The 15951-nt window shown below is 72.9% G+C and carries 16 protein-coding genes; 6 read left to right on the forward strand and 10 right to left on the reverse strand.

Features of this window, described 5'->3' with window-relative positions; all coding sequences use genetic code 11:
* Positions 1–239: 239 nt before the first annotated feature.
* The 3 genes from D1648_RS06750 to D1648_RS06760 all read right to left on the reverse strand — a co-directional run bounded on the left by D1648_RS06750 (position 240) and on the right by D1648_RS06760 (position 3433).
* Positions 240–881 (reverse strand): response regulator transcription factor, encoded by a 642-nt coding sequence (locus tag D1648_RS06750; protein ID WP_122940007.1) that lies wholly within the window; start codon positions 879–881, stop codon positions 240–242.
* Entirely contained in the window at positions 869–2197 is a 1329-nt protein-coding gene (locus D1648_RS06755) for a sensor histidine kinase (RefSeq protein ID WP_122940008.1), read from the reverse strand. The genes D1648_RS06750 and D1648_RS06755 overlap by 13 nt, the downstream gene beginning before the upstream one ends.
* Positions 2198–2485: 288 nt before the next feature.
* Entirely contained in the window at positions 2486–3433 is a 948-nt protein-coding gene (locus D1648_RS06760; protein ID WP_122940009.1) for an NAD(P)H-binding protein, read from the reverse strand.
* A gap of 108 nt (positions 3434–3541) precedes the next feature.
* Here D1648_RS06760 and D1648_RS06765 point away from each other — a divergent pair, with 108 nt between their 5' ends.
* Positions 3542–4246 carry a TetR/AcrR family transcriptional regulator gene (locus D1648_RS06765; RefSeq protein ID WP_122940010.1) on the forward strand — a complete coding sequence of 235 codons (705 nt, stop codon included), beginning with the start codon at positions 3542–3544 and terminating at the stop codon, positions 4244–4246.
* Here the strand turns inward: D1648_RS06765 and D1648_RS06770 are convergent.
* Positions 4230–4568: a hypothetical protein gene (locus tag D1648_RS06770; RefSeq protein ID WP_122940011.1), complete on the reverse strand. Its 339-nt coding sequence runs from the start codon at positions 4566–4568 to the stop codon at positions 4230–4232. The two genes, D1648_RS06765 and D1648_RS06770, sit on opposite strands and share 17 nt — an antisense overlap.
* Positions 4569–4683: 115 nt before the next feature.
* Here D1648_RS06770 and D1648_RS06775 point away from each other — a divergent pair, with 115 nt between their 5' ends.
* From D1648_RS06775 to D1648_RS06790, 4 genes are read left to right on the forward strand one after another with little or no spacing between them, the layout of a single operon-like run.
* A complete protein-coding gene (locus D1648_RS06775) occupies positions 4684–5043 on the forward strand; it encodes a hypothetical protein (RefSeq protein WP_206424781.1) in 360 nt (119 codons plus the stop codon).
* Positions 5040–5663, forward strand: a complete 624-nt coding sequence (locus D1648_RS06780; RefSeq protein WP_122940013.1) for a hypothetical protein — start codon at positions 5040–5042, stop codon at positions 5661–5663. The genes D1648_RS06775 and D1648_RS06780 overlap by 4 nt, the downstream gene beginning before the upstream one ends.
* Before the next feature lies 1 nt (position 5664).
* Positions 5665–6240, forward strand: a complete 576-nt coding sequence (locus D1648_RS06785; RefSeq protein ID WP_122940014.1) for a histidine phosphatase family protein — start codon at positions 5665–5667, stop codon at positions 6238–6240.
* A complete protein-coding gene (locus tag D1648_RS06790) occupies positions 6237–7499 on the forward strand; it encodes a PEP/pyruvate-binding domain-containing protein (protein ID WP_122940015.1) in 1263 nt (420 codons plus the stop codon). The genes D1648_RS06785 and D1648_RS06790 overlap by 4 nt, the downstream gene beginning before the upstream one ends.
* Here D1648_RS06790 and D1648_RS06795 read toward each other — a convergent pair.
* The 3 genes from D1648_RS06795 to D1648_RS06805 form a co-directional block, all read right to left on the reverse strand.
* A complete protein-coding gene (locus tag D1648_RS06795) occupies positions 7444–8136 on the reverse strand; it encodes an alpha/beta fold hydrolase (RefSeq protein ID WP_122940016.1) in 693 nt (230 codons plus the stop codon). The genes D1648_RS06790 and D1648_RS06795 overlap by 56 nt on opposite strands.
* A gap of 16 nt (positions 8137–8152) precedes the next feature.
* Entirely contained in the window at positions 8153–9886 is a 1734-nt protein-coding gene (gene ilvD / locus D1648_RS06800; RefSeq protein ID WP_122940017.1) for a dihydroxy-acid dehydratase, read from the reverse strand.
* Between the two features lie 108 nt (positions 9887–9994).
* Positions 9995–11254 carry an alpha-hydroxy acid oxidase gene (locus D1648_RS06805; RefSeq protein ID WP_122940018.1) on the reverse strand — a complete coding sequence of 420 codons (1260 nt, stop codon included), beginning with the start codon at positions 11252–11254 and terminating at the stop codon, positions 9995–9997.
* A gap of 133 nt (positions 11255–11387) precedes the next feature.
* Between D1648_RS06805 and D1648_RS06810 the strand changes: the two genes are divergently transcribed.
* Positions 11388–12209, forward strand: coding sequence for a FadR/GntR family transcriptional regulator (locus D1648_RS06810; protein ID WP_122940019.1), 822 nt, complete (start codon positions 11388–11390; stop codon positions 12207–12209).
* A gap of 47 nt (positions 12210–12256) precedes the next feature.
* On the opposite strand, the gene D1648_RS06815 is transcribed toward D1648_RS06810, so the two are convergent.
* The 3 genes from D1648_RS06815 to D1648_RS06825 are packed head-to-tail and all read right to left on the reverse strand — an operon-like array spanning position 12257 to position 15923.
* Positions 12257–13432, reverse strand: a complete 1176-nt coding sequence (locus tag D1648_RS06815; protein ID WP_122940020.1) for a bifunctional 2-methylcitrate synthase/citrate synthase — start codon at positions 13430–13432, stop codon at positions 12257–12259.
* Positions 13433–13437: 5 nt separating this feature from the next.
* Positions 13438–14406 carry a methylisocitrate lyase gene (gene prpB / locus D1648_RS06820; RefSeq protein WP_122940021.1) on the reverse strand — a complete coding sequence of 323 codons (969 nt, stop codon included), beginning with the start codon at positions 14404–14406 and terminating at the stop codon, positions 13438–13440.
* Positions 14406–15923, reverse strand: a complete 1518-nt coding sequence (locus tag D1648_RS06825) for an MmgE/PrpD family protein (RefSeq protein ID WP_122940022.1) — start codon at positions 15921–15923, stop codon at positions 14406–14408. The genes prpB and D1648_RS06825 overlap by 1 nt, the downstream gene beginning before the upstream one ends.
* Between the last annotated feature and the right edge of the window lie 28 nt (positions 15924–15951).

Raw genomic sequence — 15951 nt, forward strand, 5'->3', positions numbered from 1 at the left:
CGGACGTACGATTCTCCGTGCCAGGCCCCAGAAGATTCTGTGGATGAGTTCCTCGGTCGTCCGAAGAATGTGGATGAAATTGTGGAAGAAGAGGGTGTGTGGAGGAGAGGTGCTTCGTGGGTGGCAGGAAGATCGCCAGAATGTTGACGTTCCTGCCCATCGACGAGAAATTCTGGATCTGGTCCTGTCAATGCCCTGCCGCAAAACTGTGCAAGAACCCCTGCCGGGGAGGAGAGGTCCTATTTCCCCAGCAGCGTGAGCACCGCAGTCACGCGCCGATGCACGCTCGCGTCCTCGCTCAGCCCGAGCTTCGCGAACAGGCGCTGGGTGTGCTTCTCGATCGCGCCGGTGCTGAGGAACAGCCGCTGCGAGATCGCGGCGTTCGTGAGCCCCTCGCCCATCAGCTCCAGCACTTCACGCTCGCGCGGCGTGAGCTCGTCCAGCGGGCTGCGGCGCCGCGAGGCGATCACCTGCGCCACCACATCGGGATCGATCGCCACCCCGCCCTCGGCGACCCGCTCGATCGACTCGAGGAAGGAGCGGATGTCGAACACCCGGTCCTTCAGCAGGTAGCCCGTCGCCCCCGCCCCGGACTCGATCAGCTCGGTCGCATAGCCGACCACCACGTACTGGCTCAGCAGCACGATCGGTGCCTGCGGCCAGGCGACGCGGATCTCCTTCGCGGCCCGCAGGCCCTCGTCGCTGTGCGAGGGAGGCATGCGGATGTCGGAGACGATCAGGTCCGGCCTCAGCTCGAGCGCGCGGCTGACGAGCTCGGTGCCCGTCGCCGCCGTGCCCACGACCTCGTGCTCGGCGTCCTCCAGCAGCAGGCGCAGACCCTCGCGCAGCAGCGCCGAGTCGTCGGCGATCAGGACGCGCACGGGATCACCGCCTCGACCCGGGTGCCGTGACCGACGGGGGAGTGCACGGTCAGCCGTCCCTCGAGCGAGGCGACCCGCCCCGCGAGACCGGCCAGACCGCCGCCCGTGCGCAGCTCCGCGCCGCCGCGCCCGTCGTCCTCGATCCTCACCCGCGCATCCTCCCCGATCCGCGCGAGCTCCACCACTGCGGCCCGGGCCGCCGAGTGCTTGGCCGCGTTGGTCAGCGCCTCGGAGACGACGTAGTAGATCCCGATCTCGACGTGCTCGGGAAGGTCGAGATCCGGCGCCTCGACCGAGACGGGCAGGGGCGAGATCGCAGCGAGCTCCGCGAGCGCCGCCGGCAGGCCCCGGTCCACCAGGATCGGCGGGGCGATCCCGCGGGAGAGCCGCCGCAGCTCGTCCAGGGTCAGGCCCAGCTGCTCCCGCGTCTCCCGCAGCACGGTCTGCGCCCGCTCGGGATCCCGCTCGGCGAGCGACTCGATCCGGGCGAGGTCCATCGAGGCCCGCACCAGGCGCTGCTGGGGCCCGTCGTGCAGGTCCCGCTCGAGGCGGCGCAGGGCCGCCGACTCCGCCGAGCGGCCTGCTGCGCGGGACTCCTCGGTGCGCAGCAGGCGCTGCTGCTCCTCGAATCGCGAGCTCAGCAGCCCGCGCGCGACCCCCTGGTGCAGCGCGGTCAGCCCTCGCACCACGGGGCCGACGGTGAGCAGGAAGAACAGGCCTGCGAGGAACTGCATCAGGACGTCGGCCGGGAGCGCGTAGGGCTCGGGCACACCCAGCAGGGTGCCCAGCCCGCTGGTCTCCTCCGGCGGCAGCACGTTCTCGAGGATCAGCGTCGCGACCGGTCCGCCGACGATGGCGACCGCCCCGACGGTCCAGGCGAGCGCGAGCGGGAAGGTGATCAGGGAGAGCAGGAAGTTCACCAGCACCCACAGCGAGTCGAGCCAGCGCTGGGGGTCGGTGAGCGGAGTGAGCATCCGCCGCACCGGGCCGGCCCCGGCGGGCGCCTGCTTCGGCAGCGGTGTGGGCAGGCGGGTGCCGAGGATCGAGGACTGCAGCGCCCGCTCGGCCGCGGCGAAGCCGCGGGCCGCGAGCACTCCGGCCACGAGGATCGGCAGGCCGACCCAGACCACCACGGTCGAGACCCCGGCCGAGAGCAGGGCCAGCACGAGGGAGAACCCGATCGCGCCGAGCAGCAGGGCGAGGAGGGAGTAGGCGAGGAAACGTCCGATGCGGGCGGCCCAGGCACCGAGGGAGCGCCGCGGGGCCGGGCTCTCGGTCGCCTCATCCGCCGTGCGGGGCAGGGTCATGGTCGTCATGCCTCCACTCTCGCTGCGGAGGCCCGCGGATCCCATCCGGTCACCGGGCCGGTCGATGTCGGGCTGGCCCGACGATCAGGCCTGCTCGCAGATCTCCTCGAGCCGCTCGAGGTCCTCGCCGACCGCCGCGGCGTCCTCCGCGAGCCCCGCGGCCCGGAGCGGCAGGTTCCGCGGTCGCTCGCGAACTCGTACACCGCGCGCCAGGAGCGGTCGATCTCGATCGACAGGTGGCGGGAGGGGCGGCGGCGCTCATGGGGCGACGCTAGCAGTCCCCGTGCTGCGGGTGCCTCACGAATCCTGCCGAGCCCGGGCCGCCTCGACGGTCACGGCGACCGCGTCCTCCCAGCTCGTCGCCGCGAGGCCCTCCTCTCTCACGAGCCGCCCCGGCTCCTGGACGCACGGCCCGTACCAAAGACCCGAGATGCCGCGCAGCTCCCGCACGAAGGCGCTCACGGGGGCGAGCAGCGCGAGGGCCGCACGGGGGATCGGCAGCGGCCGACGGGCCGGCCTGCCGGCCAGGCGCGAGACCTCGGCGATCAGCTCCCGCTGCGTGCGCGCCGGCGCTGCGGGGGCGTTCAGCACCGCATCGCCCGAGGGTCCGGAGAGCCGCTCGGCGTGACGGGCTGCATGCAGCATCGCTGCGGCGAGGTCCGGCACGAAGGTCAGGGTGTGGGGCACGTCGGCGCGACCGAAGAGGATCGCGCGGCGCCCGGAGAGGATGGGCTCGAGGACCATCGCCGTCGCGACGGCCGACCCGGTGCCGACGGTGGTCGGGCCGATCAGGTCCGAGGCGATGACGCTGAGGGTGCGGGCCCGGTGTGCGCGCCGGGCCCGGAGGAGCTCGACCCGGATGCGGCCCTTCTCGTCCTGCGGTGAGGGGGAGGCGTCCTCGGCGAGCGAGGCCGCGCCGCCCTGGAAGCCGTAGAGCGATTCGGGGAACACCACGGGGATCTCGTGCTCGGCCGCGGCGTCGAGCACCGCCGCCTCCCGAGGCGGCAGCTGCTCGCGCCAGAGCCGGGCGTCGTAAGGGGAGTGGAAGGTGGCCATGACGGCGTCGGCCCCCTCGATCGCCGCACCGAGCGCGGCCGGGTCCAGCACATCGCCCGCGACGCGCCTCAGCTCGGGAGTCGGCTCCTTCGCGGAGCGGCGCAGCACGGTGACGGTGTCGCCGTCCGCGAGGGCGAGCTCGATGATCGCGCGACCGATCTGTCCCTCTCCGATGACGAGGTGATGCATGACTGCCTCCCATGAGTGAGCACTGCTCTCGGTTCTGAGGGGAACAGTGAACACTGCTCCCGCCCGGCAGTCAAGAGCACTGCTCTCGGAATGTGGGAGGATGCGGTCATGAGCGCCTCCTCCACTCCTCGCGCCCTCGCCCGGGAGCGCACCATGACCCGCATCGTCGAGCTCGGGAACGCGCAGCTGCGCACCGTCGGGGCGGCCGGGCTCAGCGTGCGGGAGATCGCGCGCGGCCTCGGCATGGTCTCCTCCGCGATCTACCGGTACGTGGGGAGCCGCGACGAACTGCTGACGCTGCTGATCGTCGACGCCTATGAGGACCTCGCCGCCGCGGTCGAGGAGCGTCTCGCGGATGTCGGCGAGGAACCGCGGTCGCGCTTCCTCGCCCTCGGGGGCGCGATGGCCGACTGGGCGCTCGCCGCCCCGGAGCGCTGGACCCTCCTCTACGGCACCCCCGTGCCCGGCTATGCCGCGCCCTCCGAGGCGACCAACGCCCCGGGCACGCGCGTGACTCGCGAGGTGCTCGTGATCGCGGCGGACGCGGCGGGCTCGGCCGACGGGCGGCGGCAGGAGTCTGGCTCGCCGACGCTCGCTCCGGAGGTCGTGGCGCTGCTCGACCGGCACCTCGCGGAGTTCGACATCGCCGCCGACGCCGTCACCGCCGCTCGGGCCGTCACGGCCTGGTCCGGGCTCGTCGGCGTCATCAGCGCCCACCTGTTCGGGCAGCTCGGCCCCGACGCGGTCGCCCTCGGCGAGGACATCCTCCGCCCGCAGATCGAAGCCCTCGCGGACCTCATCGCACCGCGCTGAGCGCCCTGCCCCTCCCGTCCTCGTCGAGGGCCGAGAGCGCCGCGCGGGCCACGGAACGCAGGGTCGCCGGCTCCCGCACGATCGCGCCGTCGGCGACGGGCGCGACGACGACCCAGCGCGGCGCGCCCCGTCGACGCATCCGCCCGATCTCGACGCTGCCGCCGGCGCGCAGCGGGATCAGGAGTGCGCCGCTCGGGCCGACGGCGAGACGCGCTTCGAGCTCGGGACGCTGCGCGAGCAGCAGGGCGCGGATCCGCTCGCGCTCGGCCCGGACCGTGTCGGCCGAGGCGGAGCGCGCTGCGGAGCGGCGCGTCGAAGCCATGTCCCGAGAGTAGGAGCGGGGTGCGACGGACGAGCGGGGTGGCGTGAGCGGTGTGCCGACGAGAAGGGTCAACAGCGCATTGACAACAGAATGTTGATGCTCGAGCATGAGGATCATGCGACAGCCCACCGATCCCTTGGACGAGTCCCGGCGCGTCCTGCTCGACGCCGGCGCCGCCGACCTGCCCCGGATGCCCTGGCAGCACCACCAGGCCCCCGCCGAGGACTTCCTGCTGCTGCGGTATGCGCTGCACCTCGCGAGCGGCCAGGTCGGGAGCGGACGCACCGACGAGCTGCGCGCCGGACTCCGCCTGCTGGAGGCGGCGCGCTCCGAGCTCGACAGCCTCGAGACCGCCCTCCTGCTCAGCTCCCGCGCCGAGGGCATGACCTGGACGGAGATCGCCGAGGAGCTCGGACTGCGCTCGGCCCAGGCCGCGCAGCAGCGCAGTCGACGACTCGACGAGCGGCGCGCATGAGCCCGCACCGCTCCGTGCCCGAGCTGCTCGTCCTGCAGTCCCTGCGCCTCGCCGGCGCCGCCGACGCCGGCCGGATCGCCGACCGCTCCTTCCTGCCGACCGACGTCATCGAGGACCTCGTGCGCGCCGCGCAGGCGGCCGGGCAGGTGGAAGCGTTCGACTTCGGCACGAGCCGGTCCCTGGTCCTGACCGAGGCGGGTCACGCCCGTCTCCGAGAGCTTCTCGACGACGATCTGGAGGTCGAGCAGGCGCGGACGACGCTCCGCGCAGTGCTCGAGGACTTCGAACACGGGATCAACGGCGAGATGGTCCGTGCGGTCTCCGAGTGGCAGCGGGCGGTGCCCGGATCGGAGGCGCCGGTGGAGCTGCTCGACGAGCTCGCGGCCCTCGGCGCGGAGCTGCGGCAGGTCCTCGAGCCGCTCGTGGCGACGCTGCCGCGGTTCGGTCGCTATCCCGCGCAGTACCGGATCGCGCTGCGTCGCGCCCGGGACGGGGATCTCCGCTGGATCGCCGGGATCGGGATCCTCTCCTGCCATACGGTCTGGGCGGAGCTGCATCAGGACCTGCTGTCCACCCTCGGCCGCGAGCGCCGGGCAGAGACCCGTCCCGAGGAGCGCTGAGATGCCCACCCGCACCCTGCACATCGTCCGCCATGGCAGGGCCGACGCCCTCGGGCGACTGACCGAGGACGGACGCTCCCAGTGCCGCGCCCTCCGTCAGCGGCTCGCCGACGTCCCGCTCGACGTCATCTGGCACTCGCCGCTGCCGCGCGCCGTCGACAGCGCCGCCCTGCTCGCCGAGGGGCGCCGAGGGCTCCTGGTGGACGAGGCCCCGGAGCTCGTCGACGCGGTGCCTTTCGTGCCCGACCTCGACTCGCTGAGCCCGCGCCGCGCGGCCTTCTTCGACGGCATCGACGAGGAGGAGGCAGCGGCCGGGCACGAGCTCGCCGGACAGCTCGCGGACCGCTTCCTGCGCCCTCACCCGCCCGGGGCACGCTCCACCGAGGAGCTCCTGGTCACGCACGCGTTCCAGGTGTCATGGCTGGTGCGCGAGGCCCTCGGGGCGCCTACGGTGAGCTGGATGTCGCTGGGGAGGATCGAGAACACCGCGCTGACCACGATCGTGCTCGAGCAGGACGAGCCGCCCATGATCCTCTGCGTCAACGACCGCTCCCACCTCGAGGACGACACCGCATGAGGCTGCCGATGCTCGGGGAGGAGACACGGGCGGAGCTCGGCGGCAAGGCCGCGCCGCTCGCAGTGCTCCGCCGGGCCGGATTCCCCGTGCCTGCGGGATTCTCGGTGCCGCTGTCCGAGTTCGAGCGCCATCTCGCGGCCTGCAGAGCACCCGGTGCGAGCGGGACGGAGATCCGCGATCGACTCGTCGCTCAGGGCGCGGACGCCACGCTGCGCGCCGACCTCGCCGATGCGCTGGACGCGCTCCCGGGCGGACGCGACACCCCGGTCGCCGTGCGCTCCTCCGCCACGACCGAGGACTCGCCCGAGACCGCCGGTGCCGGCCTGCACGAGACCATCCTGGGCGTCCGCGGTCCCGATGCGATGGCGGAGGCCGTGATGCGCTGCTGGGCCTCCTGGTGGTCGCCGCGTCGTCTCGACGCACCTCCCCGCACCGGGGAGGAGGACGCCGACGGCATGGCCGTGCTCGTCCAGGTGCTCGTCGACGCAGATGCGGCCGGTGTCCTGTTCACCGGGGAGCGCCGCGTGCTCGAGGCCGTCCACGGGCTCGGGGAGAGCCTCGTCGGCGGCGCCGTCACCCCGGACGCCTGGGAGGTCGAGGACACCGGGATCCGCGACCACCGTCCGGGATCACAGGACCTCCGCGCAGTGCGGCGAGGGGACCGGGTGCTTCGCGAGCCGCTGCCGGCCGCGCTCCGGGACCGGGCACCGCTGGGCGAGGACCGCGTGCTCGAGATCGATGCGCTCGGCCGACGCGTCGAGGAGCACCTCGGCGGACCCGTCGACCTCGAATGGGCCGTCGACGCAGCGGGCGTGCACCTGCTCCAGGCCCGTCCGCTCACCGCCGTCCTCCCCGAGCCGTCGGACGAGGGCTCGGACGGCGACGGGGCGGGTACCGTGCTCCACGGCGTCGGCGCGAGCGGCGGGACGGCGACCGGGCCGGTGCGGGTGCTGCGGTCGGTCGCGGAGCTCTCCCGAGTCCGTCCCGGCGACGTGCTTCTCGCCCGCGGCACCGATCCTGCCTGGACGCCGCTCTTCCCCCTGATCGCCGCCGTCGTCACCGAGACCGGCGGGATGCTCTCCCACGCGGCGATCGTCGCCCGGGAGGTCGGTATCCCTGCGGTGCTCGCCGTGCCCGAGGCGATGGAGCGGCTCGAGGTCGGCGCCGAGGTGCGTGTCGACGGGGAGCGCGGGACCGTCGCCGTCATTGAGCCTCGGAGCCCTGCACGAGGGCCCGGGCGAGCTCCCGGGGATGGCTGAGCATCGCGCAGTGGCAGCCCGGCACCTCCTCGACCTCGATCCCCAGCCGCTCGCGGGCCACGCGGCGCTGGAAGGCGAGCGGGAAGAAACGGTCCTCGCGGCAGGCGAGCACCCGGGTCGGCACCGCAGGGTGCGCGGCCAGCGGCCACGGCGCGGCCGAGGAGGTGCCGGCCTGGCCGCGGGACCGACGCTCCGCCTCCTCGGCCAGCGGACGAGGCACCCCGTTCCAGAAGCTGACGAAGGGGTCCTCGTGCCCGGTCAGCCCGCCGTCGCGGACCGACTGCTCGCGTGCCGCCCGCTCGTAGCCGGTGTTCTCCCACCAGTCGGCAGGGCGCTCGCCGGGGGCCGGGATCATCGCCGCGAGGTACACCAGTCGCATGAGCCCCGCGTCCCTGCGACGGTCCGCGACCAGCGGCGCCGTGAGACCGCCGAAGGAATGTCCGACCACCACCAGGTCGCGTCGCTCGCCGACCTCCGCGAGGACCGTCTCCGCGAACTCCGGCAGGCCCGCGTCCTGATCCTCGCAGGGCAGGTCCGGTGTGACCGCGTCGTGTCCGAGCGCGCGCAGCTCGGCGACGACCAGGTGCCAGGACCAGCCGACGTCCCCAGCCCCGTGGATCAGCACGACGGTGGACATGGTCGGGCGCCCCGGCTCAGTCCCCGAGGATCGCGCCGCGCGAGGCGGACTTCACGAGCTTCACGTACTTGCCCAGCACGCCCTTGGTGAACTTCGGCGGCAGCGGCTCCCAGCCCTCCCAGCGGGAGGCGAGCTCCGCCTCGTCCACCAGCAGGTCGAGACGGCCCGCACCCACGTCCAGGCGGATCCGGTCCCCGTCGCGCACCACCGCGATCGGACCGCCGTCCACGGCCTCCGGGGCGATGTGGCCGACGCACAGGCCCGTCGTCCCGCCGGAGAAGCGGCCGTCGGTCATCAGCAGCACGTCCTTGCCGAGCCCCGCCCCCTTGATCGCTCCGGTGATCGCGAGCATCTCGCGCATGCCCGGCCCGCCCTTGGGGCCCTCGTAGCGGATCACGACCACGTCGCCGTGATCGATCGTGCCGTCGTTCAGCGCGTCGAGCGCCTGCTGCTCGCGCTCGAAGACCCGTGCGGTCCCCTCGAAGACGTCCTCCTCGAAGCCCGCGGACTTCACCACCGCGCCCTCGGGGGCGAGCGAGCCGTGCAGGATCGTGATCCCGCCGGTCGGGGCGATCGGCGCGGTCGCGGGGCGCAGCACCGTGCCGTCGGCCGGGCGGGGGGAGAGCACCTCGAGGTTCTCGCCGACGGTGCGGCCGGTGACGGTCAGGCAGTTCCCGTCCAGCAGTCCCTCGTCCAGCAGCGTCTTCATCACCACCTGGATCCCGCCCACGTGGTCGACGTCGTTCATGACGTAGCGGCCGTAGGGCTTCAGATCCGCCAGGTGCGGCACCTTCGCCCCGATCCGGGCGAAGTCCTCGAGGGTGAGGTCGACGCCGGCTTCGTGGGCGATCGCGAGCAGGTGCAGCACCGCGTTGGTCGAGCCGCCGAAGGCCTGGACCACGCTGATCGCGTTCTCGAAGGCGGCCTTGGTCATGATGTCGCCGGCGGTGTGGCCGCGGCGCAGCATCCCCACCACCGCCTCCCCGGCGCGGCGAGCGTCCGCGTCGCGGCGGCGGTCGGCCGACGGGGGAGTGGCCGAGCCCGGGATCGACATGCCGATCGACTCGGCGACCGTCGCCATCGTGTTCGCGGTGTAGAACCCGCCGCAGGCGCCCTCGCCGGGGCAGATCGACCGCTCGATCCGTCCGACGTCCTCCCGGCTCATGCGCCCGCGCGCGCAGGCGCCGACGGCCTCGAAGCCGTCGATGATGGTCACGTCCTTCTCCGTGCCGTCGGTGAGCGTGGCCCGGCCGGGCATGATCGTGCCCGCGTAGACGAAGACGCTCGCGAGATCCAGCCGTGCCGCGGCCATGAGCATCCCCGGCAGGGACTTGTCGCAGCCGGCGAGCAGCACGGAGCCGTCGAGTCGCTCGGCCAGCATCACCGTCTCGACGCTGTCGGCGATGATGTCGCGGGAGACGAGGGAGTAGTGCATGCCCTCGTGCCCCATCGAGATCCCGTCGGAGACCGAGATGGTGCCGAACTGCAGCGGGTACCCGCCGCCGGAGTGCACGCCCTCCTTCGCGGCGCGGGCGAGCCGGTCCAGCGACAGGTTGCAGGGGGTGATCTCGTTCCAGGAGCTCGCGATGCCGATCTGGGGCTTGTCCCAGTCGGCATCGCCCATCCCCACCGCCCGCAGCATCCCGCGCGAGGTGGTCGCGGCGAGGCCGTCGGTGACCTGACGGCTGCGCGGCTTGAGATCCGGGGCGGGAGCAGCAGTGGCGGGGGCGGCGGGATCGGAGTCGGTCATGGCCCGACCCTAGGACTCCGGTGCGGGGTTGTACATGGCCGACAGGGCGAGCCGGCCCCACCGGTCGATGGGCGCGGCCGCCGGCGGCCGCGCCCGTCGACCGGGCGGTCAGAGCACCTGCGGGCGGCTCTCCGTCTCGCCGCGCCGTGCCAGGCGGCTGAGCTGCGTGACGTGCTGGGGGCCGAGATCGGCCAGGGTGGGGACCTGCAGCAGCTTCATGGTCTGCTCGACCTGGCTCGAGAGGATCTCGATGGTGCGGTCCACGCCCTCCTTGCCGCCGGCCATGAGGCCGTAGAGATAGGCGCGACCGATCATCGTGAAGTCGGCGCCGAGCGCGATCGAGGCGACGATGTCGGCCCCGCTGCGGATCCCGGTGTCGAGGATGATCTCGACGTCCTTCCCGATCTCGCGCGCCACCTCCGGCAGCAGGTGGAAGGGGACCGGGGCGCGGTCCAGCTGCCGGCCGCCGTGGTTGGACAGCACGATCGCGTCGACCCCGAGGTCGGCGAGCTTCTTCGCGTCCTCGAGGGTCTGGACCCCCTTGACCGCGAACTTCCCCGGCCACATCCTCCGGATCTCGGCGAGGTCCTCGAAGTCGATCGTGGGGTCCATCGCGGAGTTCAGCAGCTCGCCGACGGTGCCGCCGGTGGAGCTCAGCGAGGCGAACTCGAGCTTCGCGGTGGTCAGGAAGTCCCACCACCACCAGGGGCGCGGGATGGCGTTGAGCACCGTGCCGAGGCTGAGCTGGGGCGGGATCGAGAAGCCGTTGCGGGCGTCGCGCAGGCGCGCCCCGGCCACCGGGGTGTCGACCGTGAAGAAGAGCGTGTCGAAGCCCGCCGCGGCGGCGCGCTCGACGAGGCCGAAGGAGATCTCCCGCTGGCGCATCACGTAGAGCTGGAACCAGTTGCGCCCGTGCGGGTTCGCGTCGCGGACGTCCTCGATCGAGGTGGTGCCGAGGGTCGAGAGGGTGAAGGGGATCCCGGCCTCGCCGGCGGCGGTCGCGCCCGCGACCTCGCCCTCGGTCTGCATCAGCCGGGTGAAGCCGGTGGGGGCGATCGCGAAGGGCAGGGCCGAGCTGCCGCCGAGGATCTGGGTGGTGGTGTCCACCGAGGAGACGTCGTTGAGGATCGCGGGGTGGAATTCGATGTCCTCGAAGGCCTCGACGGAGCGACGCATCGAGATCTCGCGCTCCGCGGCGCCGTCGGTGTAGTCGAAGGCGGCGGCCGGGGTGCGGCGCTTCGCGATCCTGCGCAGGTCCTCGATCGTCTGGGCCGACGAGAGCCGGCGCCGCTTCCCGTCGAGATCGAGCTTCTTGAACTGCATGAGCTCGAGGAGCTCGGCGGGACGGGGCACCTGACGCTTGACCATGGGGACTTCCTGCTGGAGAGGACGCGGAACGGGTGACCACGATGTGGTCGGACCACACGGGGATCGTAGGACGCCGAGGACGGCGAGGCAAACCCCGAGGGTGCGCCGACCGGGGCTGTGCTAGAACGGGGCGATGGTCGAGAACGCGCGCCATGCAGAGGTCGGACCGCAGTCGGGACGGACCGGCCGAGCCGAGGAGACCGGCCGGGCCCGGCAGTCCGAGCGCAGCGGCGCGGCATGGGCCCCGGTGTCCCGTCGCAGCACGCACGAGCTGGTCATCGCCGCGATCGAGGACCAGATCATGAACGGCGCGCTCGTCGTCGGGGACCTCCTGCCGCCCGAGCGGGAGCTCGCCGCCCGGCTGCACGTGAGCCGCACCGGCGTGCGCGAGGCGATCCGGGTGCTTGAGGCGCACGGCGTGCTCCGCTCCGAGGTCGGCTCCGGCCGAGGGGCCGGCACCTTCGTGGCCGCGATGCCGAGCGCCGCCCTCGAGCGGTTCCTGCGCCTGCACGTCGCGCTCGCGAACTTCCCCGTCCATGACGTGATCGAGACGAGGATCCTGCTGGCACGGGCCAGCGCCGCGCTCGCCGCGGAGCGTGCGGATGAGGAGGCGCTCGACGGGCTCGAGGAGCACCTGGCGAGGACGGAGGGGCCCGGGGTGACCCGCGAGGTCTTCAACGACGCGGACACCGACTTCCACGTCGCCCTCGCCCGCGCCGGGGGCAACGCCCTGTTCGCGGAGATGACCGGTGCGATCCGCGCCTCCCTGCGAGCGCCGCTGCTCGAGGCCTTCACGAAGGTCGAGGACTGGGAGGCGATGGCGGACATGCTGCGCCGCCAGCATCGGCAGATCCTCGACGCCCTCCGGGCGGGCGAGGCCGAGGAGGCGGCGCGCCTGACCGCCGAGCACATCCGCGCCGCCTCCGCGGCGCTGCCCGAGCTGCCCGGCGCCTGAGCCGCCGCCGGCTGCGGCCGCTGCTGCGTCCTGCGGCCGGGGCGGTCTCAGGCGCCGGGCACGGCCCGCTCGTCCGCTCCGTCGTAGTGCGACAGCGGCCTGATCAGCGCGTTCGAGGCACGCTGCTCCATGACGTGCGCGGTCCAGCCGGTCACCCGTGCCGCGATGAACAGCGGCGTGAACAGCTCGGTGTCGAAGCCCATCAGGTGGTAGACGGGGCCGGCGGGATAGTCGAGGTTGGGCTTGATGGACTTCGCCTCGTCCATCGCCTGCTCGAGGCCGTCGTACAGGCCCAGGATCTCCTCTCGGCCGGTGTGGGCGATCATCGCGTCCATCGCCTGCTTCATCGTGGGGACCCGGGAGTCGCCGTTCTTGTAGACGCGGTGGCCGAAGCCCATCACCTTCCGCTTCTGCGCGAGCGCCTCCTCCATCCAGACGCGGGCACGCTCCTTCGCCTCCGCCGCCGACTCCCCGGGACGTATGCCGATCTCGTCGAAGGTGTGCATGACCGCCTCGTTCGCCCCGCCGTGCAGGGAGCCCTTGAGCGCCCCGATCGCGCCGGTGACCGCGGAATGCAGGTCGGACAGGGTCGAGGTGATCACCCGCGCCGTGAACGTCGAGGCGTTGAAGGAGTGCTCGGCGTACAGGATCAACGAGATCCGGAAGGCGTCGACCACCTCGGGCGCCGGCTCCTGGCCGAAGGTCATCCACAGGAAGTTCCGGGAGTGGTCGAGGTCCTCGCGGGCCGGGATCGGCTCGGTCGGCCCGCCGGCGCGGCGGCGTCGCTGCTCGTAGGCGATCACGGCCGGCAGCTGGGCGGTGAGGCGCTCGGCCTTCGCCAGCTCCGTGACGGGGGAGGAGTCCTCGGCATCCGGGTCCAGCGCCCCGAGCGTCGAGATGGCGGTGCGCACCGAGTCCATGGGGTGGCAGGTCGTCGGCAGAGCGTCCAGCGCCGCCTTCACCGTCGGGTCCAGCGCGCGGTGCGCGCGGAAGCGGTCCTGGAGCGCGGCGAGCTCTTGCTCGTCGGGCAGCTCCCCGGTCCACAGCAGGTGGGCGACGGACTCGAAGGGCTGGGTCGCGGCGAGCTGCGGGACCGGATAGCCGCGGTAGAGCAGCGAGTTCGTCTCCGGGTTCACCTTGGAGATCGCAGAGACGTCGGCGACGACTCCGTTCAGCCCCTTGCGGATCTCGGGTCGTCCCTGGTCCTGGGCGGTGGGGCTCATGGTGATCACTCCTTCGTCGACGGCGGTGTCTCGGGCGGGAGGTGCGCGGCGGTGCGGTCGGTGTCCGTGCGGTGCGCCTCGGGGATCTCGAAGTCGAACACCGAGGTGTCGAAACGGCTGTAGGACCCATAGTCCACCAGTTCGTACAGCCGCGCACGGGTGAGCATCTCCGGGACGCGCGACTCCTGGCTGCCGGTCTCCAGGATCGTCTCGAGCACGCGCTCGGCCGCGCCCATCGCGGCGCGCAGCAGCGTGACGGGGTAGATCACCATCGCGACGCCTGCGGAGGCGAGCTGCTCGCGGGTGAAGAGCTGCGACTTCCCGAACTCGGTCATGTTCGCCAGCACCGGCACGTCCAGCGCCGCGCAGACCTGTTCGAACTCGCCGAGGTCCGCGAGCGCCTCGGGGAAGATCGCCTCGGCCCCGGCGTCCACGAGGGCCTTCATCCTCTCGATCGCCGCGGGCAGCCCCTCGGCGGCGCGCAGGTCGGTGCGGGCCATCACGAGGAAGGAGGGGTCGCGCCGTCCGTCGGCCGCGGCGCGGATCCGCCGGGTGGCCGTGTCGAGGTCGACCATGGTCTTGCCGTCCAGGTGGCCGCAGCGCTTGGGGTTGACCTGGTCCTCGATGTGGCAGCCGGCGAGCCCCGCGTCCTCGAGCTCCTGGATCGTGCGGGCGATGTTCATCGGCTCGCCGAAGCCGGTGTCCGCGTCGATCAGGCACGGCAGGTCCGTGGCGCGGGCGATCTGGGCGCCGCGGGAGGCGACCTCGCTGAGGGTGGTCAGTCCGATGTCCGGCAGCCCCAGCTCGTTCGCGATCACGGCCCCGGAGACGTACACACCGGGGAAGCCCTTCTCCTCGACGAGCTTCGCGGACAGCGGGGTGAACGCTCCGGGGAAGGGCGCGGCGGCGCCGGGGGCGAGCAGGGCGCGCAGGTCCTGGCGCTTCTGAGCGGGGGTGCGGGGCGAGGAGAGCATCAGAACAGTCCCTTCGTGGCGGCCGACGGGTCGATCACGCCGGGCGCGGCCAGCACGTTCAGCCGTCCCAGCTCCCCAGCGGGCAGGTCGGCGAGGTTCTCGGCGGCATCGAGGAAGCGGGCGATCTCGCGCTCCTCGAGCACGCCCTCGGCGAGGGTGCGGAACTTCTGCACGTACTGCTCGCGGGCGAAGGGGCGGGCGCCCAGCGGGTGCGCATCGGCCACGGCGATCTCCTCGCGCAGCGCGGAGCCGTCGGCGAGGGTGATGACCATCTCGCCGCCGAAGGCCTTCTCGGCGAGGTCCAGGCAGTGGTAGCGGCGCGTCCACTCCGGGTCCTCCTCGGTGGTGATCTTCCGCCACAGCGCCACGGTGTCGGGCCGGGCCGCGCGCTCGGGGGCGTAGGAGTCCGCGTGGTGCCAGGTCCCGTCTTGCAGGGCGACCGCGACGATGTACGGCAGCGAGTGGTCGAGCGTCTCCCGGGAGGCCGACGGATCGTACTTCTGGGGGTCGTTCGCGCCGGAGCCGATCACGACGTGGGTGTGGTGGGAGGAGCGCAGCACGATCGAGGTGACGTTCGCGGGATCGGCCAGCTCGGGATGCTCGGCGTGCAGGCGCCGGGCCAGGTCGATCCAGGCCTGCGCCTGGTACTCGGCCGAGTGCTCCTTGGTGTAGGTGTCCAGGATGGAGCGCTTGGCCTCGCCCGGGCCGGGCAGCGGGACGGTGTAGCGGGCCTGGGGCCCGCCGAGCAGCCAGGCGATCACCCCGTCCTCGCCCTCGTAGATCGGCACGGGGGAGGTCTGCCCGCGCATGGCGCGATCCGCCGCCTCCACCGCCATCTTTCCCGCGAAGGCGGGGGCGTGCGCCTTCCAGGTGGAGATCTCGCCCTTGCGGGACTGGCGGGTGGCGGTGGTGGTGTGCAGCGCCTGGCCGATCGCCTGGAAGATCGTCTCCTCATCCAGGCTCAGCAGGGTGCCGATCCCCGCGGCGACCGACGGGCCGAGGTGGGCGACGTGGTCGATCTTGTGCTCGTGCAGGCAGATCCCGCGCACCAGGTCCACCTGCAGCTCGTAGCCGGTGGCGATCCCGCGCAGCAGCTCGGCGCCGGAGCGGCCGGTGTGCTCGGCGACGGCGAGGATCGGCGGGATGTTGTCGCCGGGATGGGAGTAGTCCGCGGCGAGGAAGGTGTCGTGGAAGTCCAGCTCCCGCACCGCGACGCCGTTGGCCCAGGCGGCCCACTCGGGGGAGGTGCGCTGCTCGAGCCCGGTCACCCGCGCACCGCGGCCGCCGGTGGGGACGGGATGGGCGAGCGCCTGGGCGCGGGCGGCGAGGATCGGGGCGCGGGTGAGGGAGGCGACGGCGACGGCGGCGTTGTCGATGACGCGGTTGATGATCATCTCGGCGGTCTCGTCCTCGACCGGGACGGGGTCGACGGCGACCTCGGCCATCCTCCAGGCGAGCTGCTCGTGCCGAGGCAGGTTCTCCTCTGAGCGGTGGACGCGGACGGTGTGCTCGATCATGGGCGGACTCCTCGCAGGTCGGGGCGCT

This window comes from Brachybacterium sp. EE-P12 (genome assembly GCF_003711805.1).
Classification (GTDB): Bacteria; Actinomycetota; Actinomycetes; order Actinomycetales; family Dermabacteraceae; genus Brachybacterium.

Coding starts and splice junctions, on each gene's coding strand:
- D1648_RS06810 (WP_122940019.1), top strand. CDS start 11,388: ATGGTCGAGAACGCGCGCCATGCAGAGGTCGGACCGCAGTCGGGACGG.
- D1648_RS06755 (WP_122940008.1), bottom strand. CDS start 2,197: ATGACGACCATGACCCTGCCCCGCACGGCGGATGAGGCGACCGAGAGC.
- prpB (WP_122940021.1), bottom strand. CDS start 14,406: ATGCTCTCCTCGCCCCGCACCCCCGCTCAGAAGCGCCAGGACCTGCGC.
- D1648_RS06805 (WP_122940018.1), bottom strand. CDS start 11,254: ATGGTCAAGCGTCAGGTGCCCCGTCCCGCCGAGCTCCTCGAGCTCATG.
- D1648_RS06775 (WP_206424781.1), top strand. CDS start 4,684: ATGCGACAGCCCACCGATCCCTTGGACGAGTCCCGGCGCGTCCTGCTC.
- D1648_RS06780 (WP_122940013.1), top strand. CDS start 5,040: ATGAGCCCGCACCGCTCCGTGCCCGAGCTGCTCGTCCTGCAGTCCCTG.
- D1648_RS06795 (WP_122940016.1), bottom strand. CDS start 8,136: ATGTCCACCGTCGTGCTGATCCACGGGGCTGGGGACGTCGGCTGGTCC.
- D1648_RS06815 (WP_122940020.1), bottom strand. CDS start 13,432: ATGAGCCCCACCGCCCAGGACCAGGGACGACCCGAGATCCGCAAGGGG.
- ilvD (WP_122940017.1), bottom strand. CDS start 9,886: ATGACCGACTCCGATCCCGCCGCCCCCGCCACTGCTGCTCCCGCCCCG.
- D1648_RS06770 (WP_122940011.1), bottom strand. CDS start 4,568: ATGGCTTCGACGCGCCGCTCCGCAGCGCGCTCCGCCTCGGCCGACACG.
- D1648_RS06765 (WP_122940010.1), top strand. CDS start 3,542: ATGAGCGCCTCCTCCACTCCTCGCGCCCTCGCCCGGGAGCGCACCATG.
- D1648_RS06825 (WP_122940022.1), bottom strand. CDS start 15,923: ATGATCGAGCACACCGTCCGCGTCCACCGCTCAGAGGAGAACCTGCCT.
- D1648_RS06760 (WP_122940009.1), bottom strand. CDS start 3,433: ATGCATCACCTCGTCATCGGAGAGGGACAGATCGGTCGCGCGATCATC.
- D1648_RS06790 (WP_122940015.1), top strand. CDS start 6,237: ATGAGGCTGCCGATGCTCGGGGAGGAGACACGGGCGGAGCTCGGCGGC.
- D1648_RS06785 (WP_122940014.1), top strand. CDS start 5,665: ATGCCCACCCGCACCCTGCACATCGTCCGCCATGGCAGGGCCGACGCC.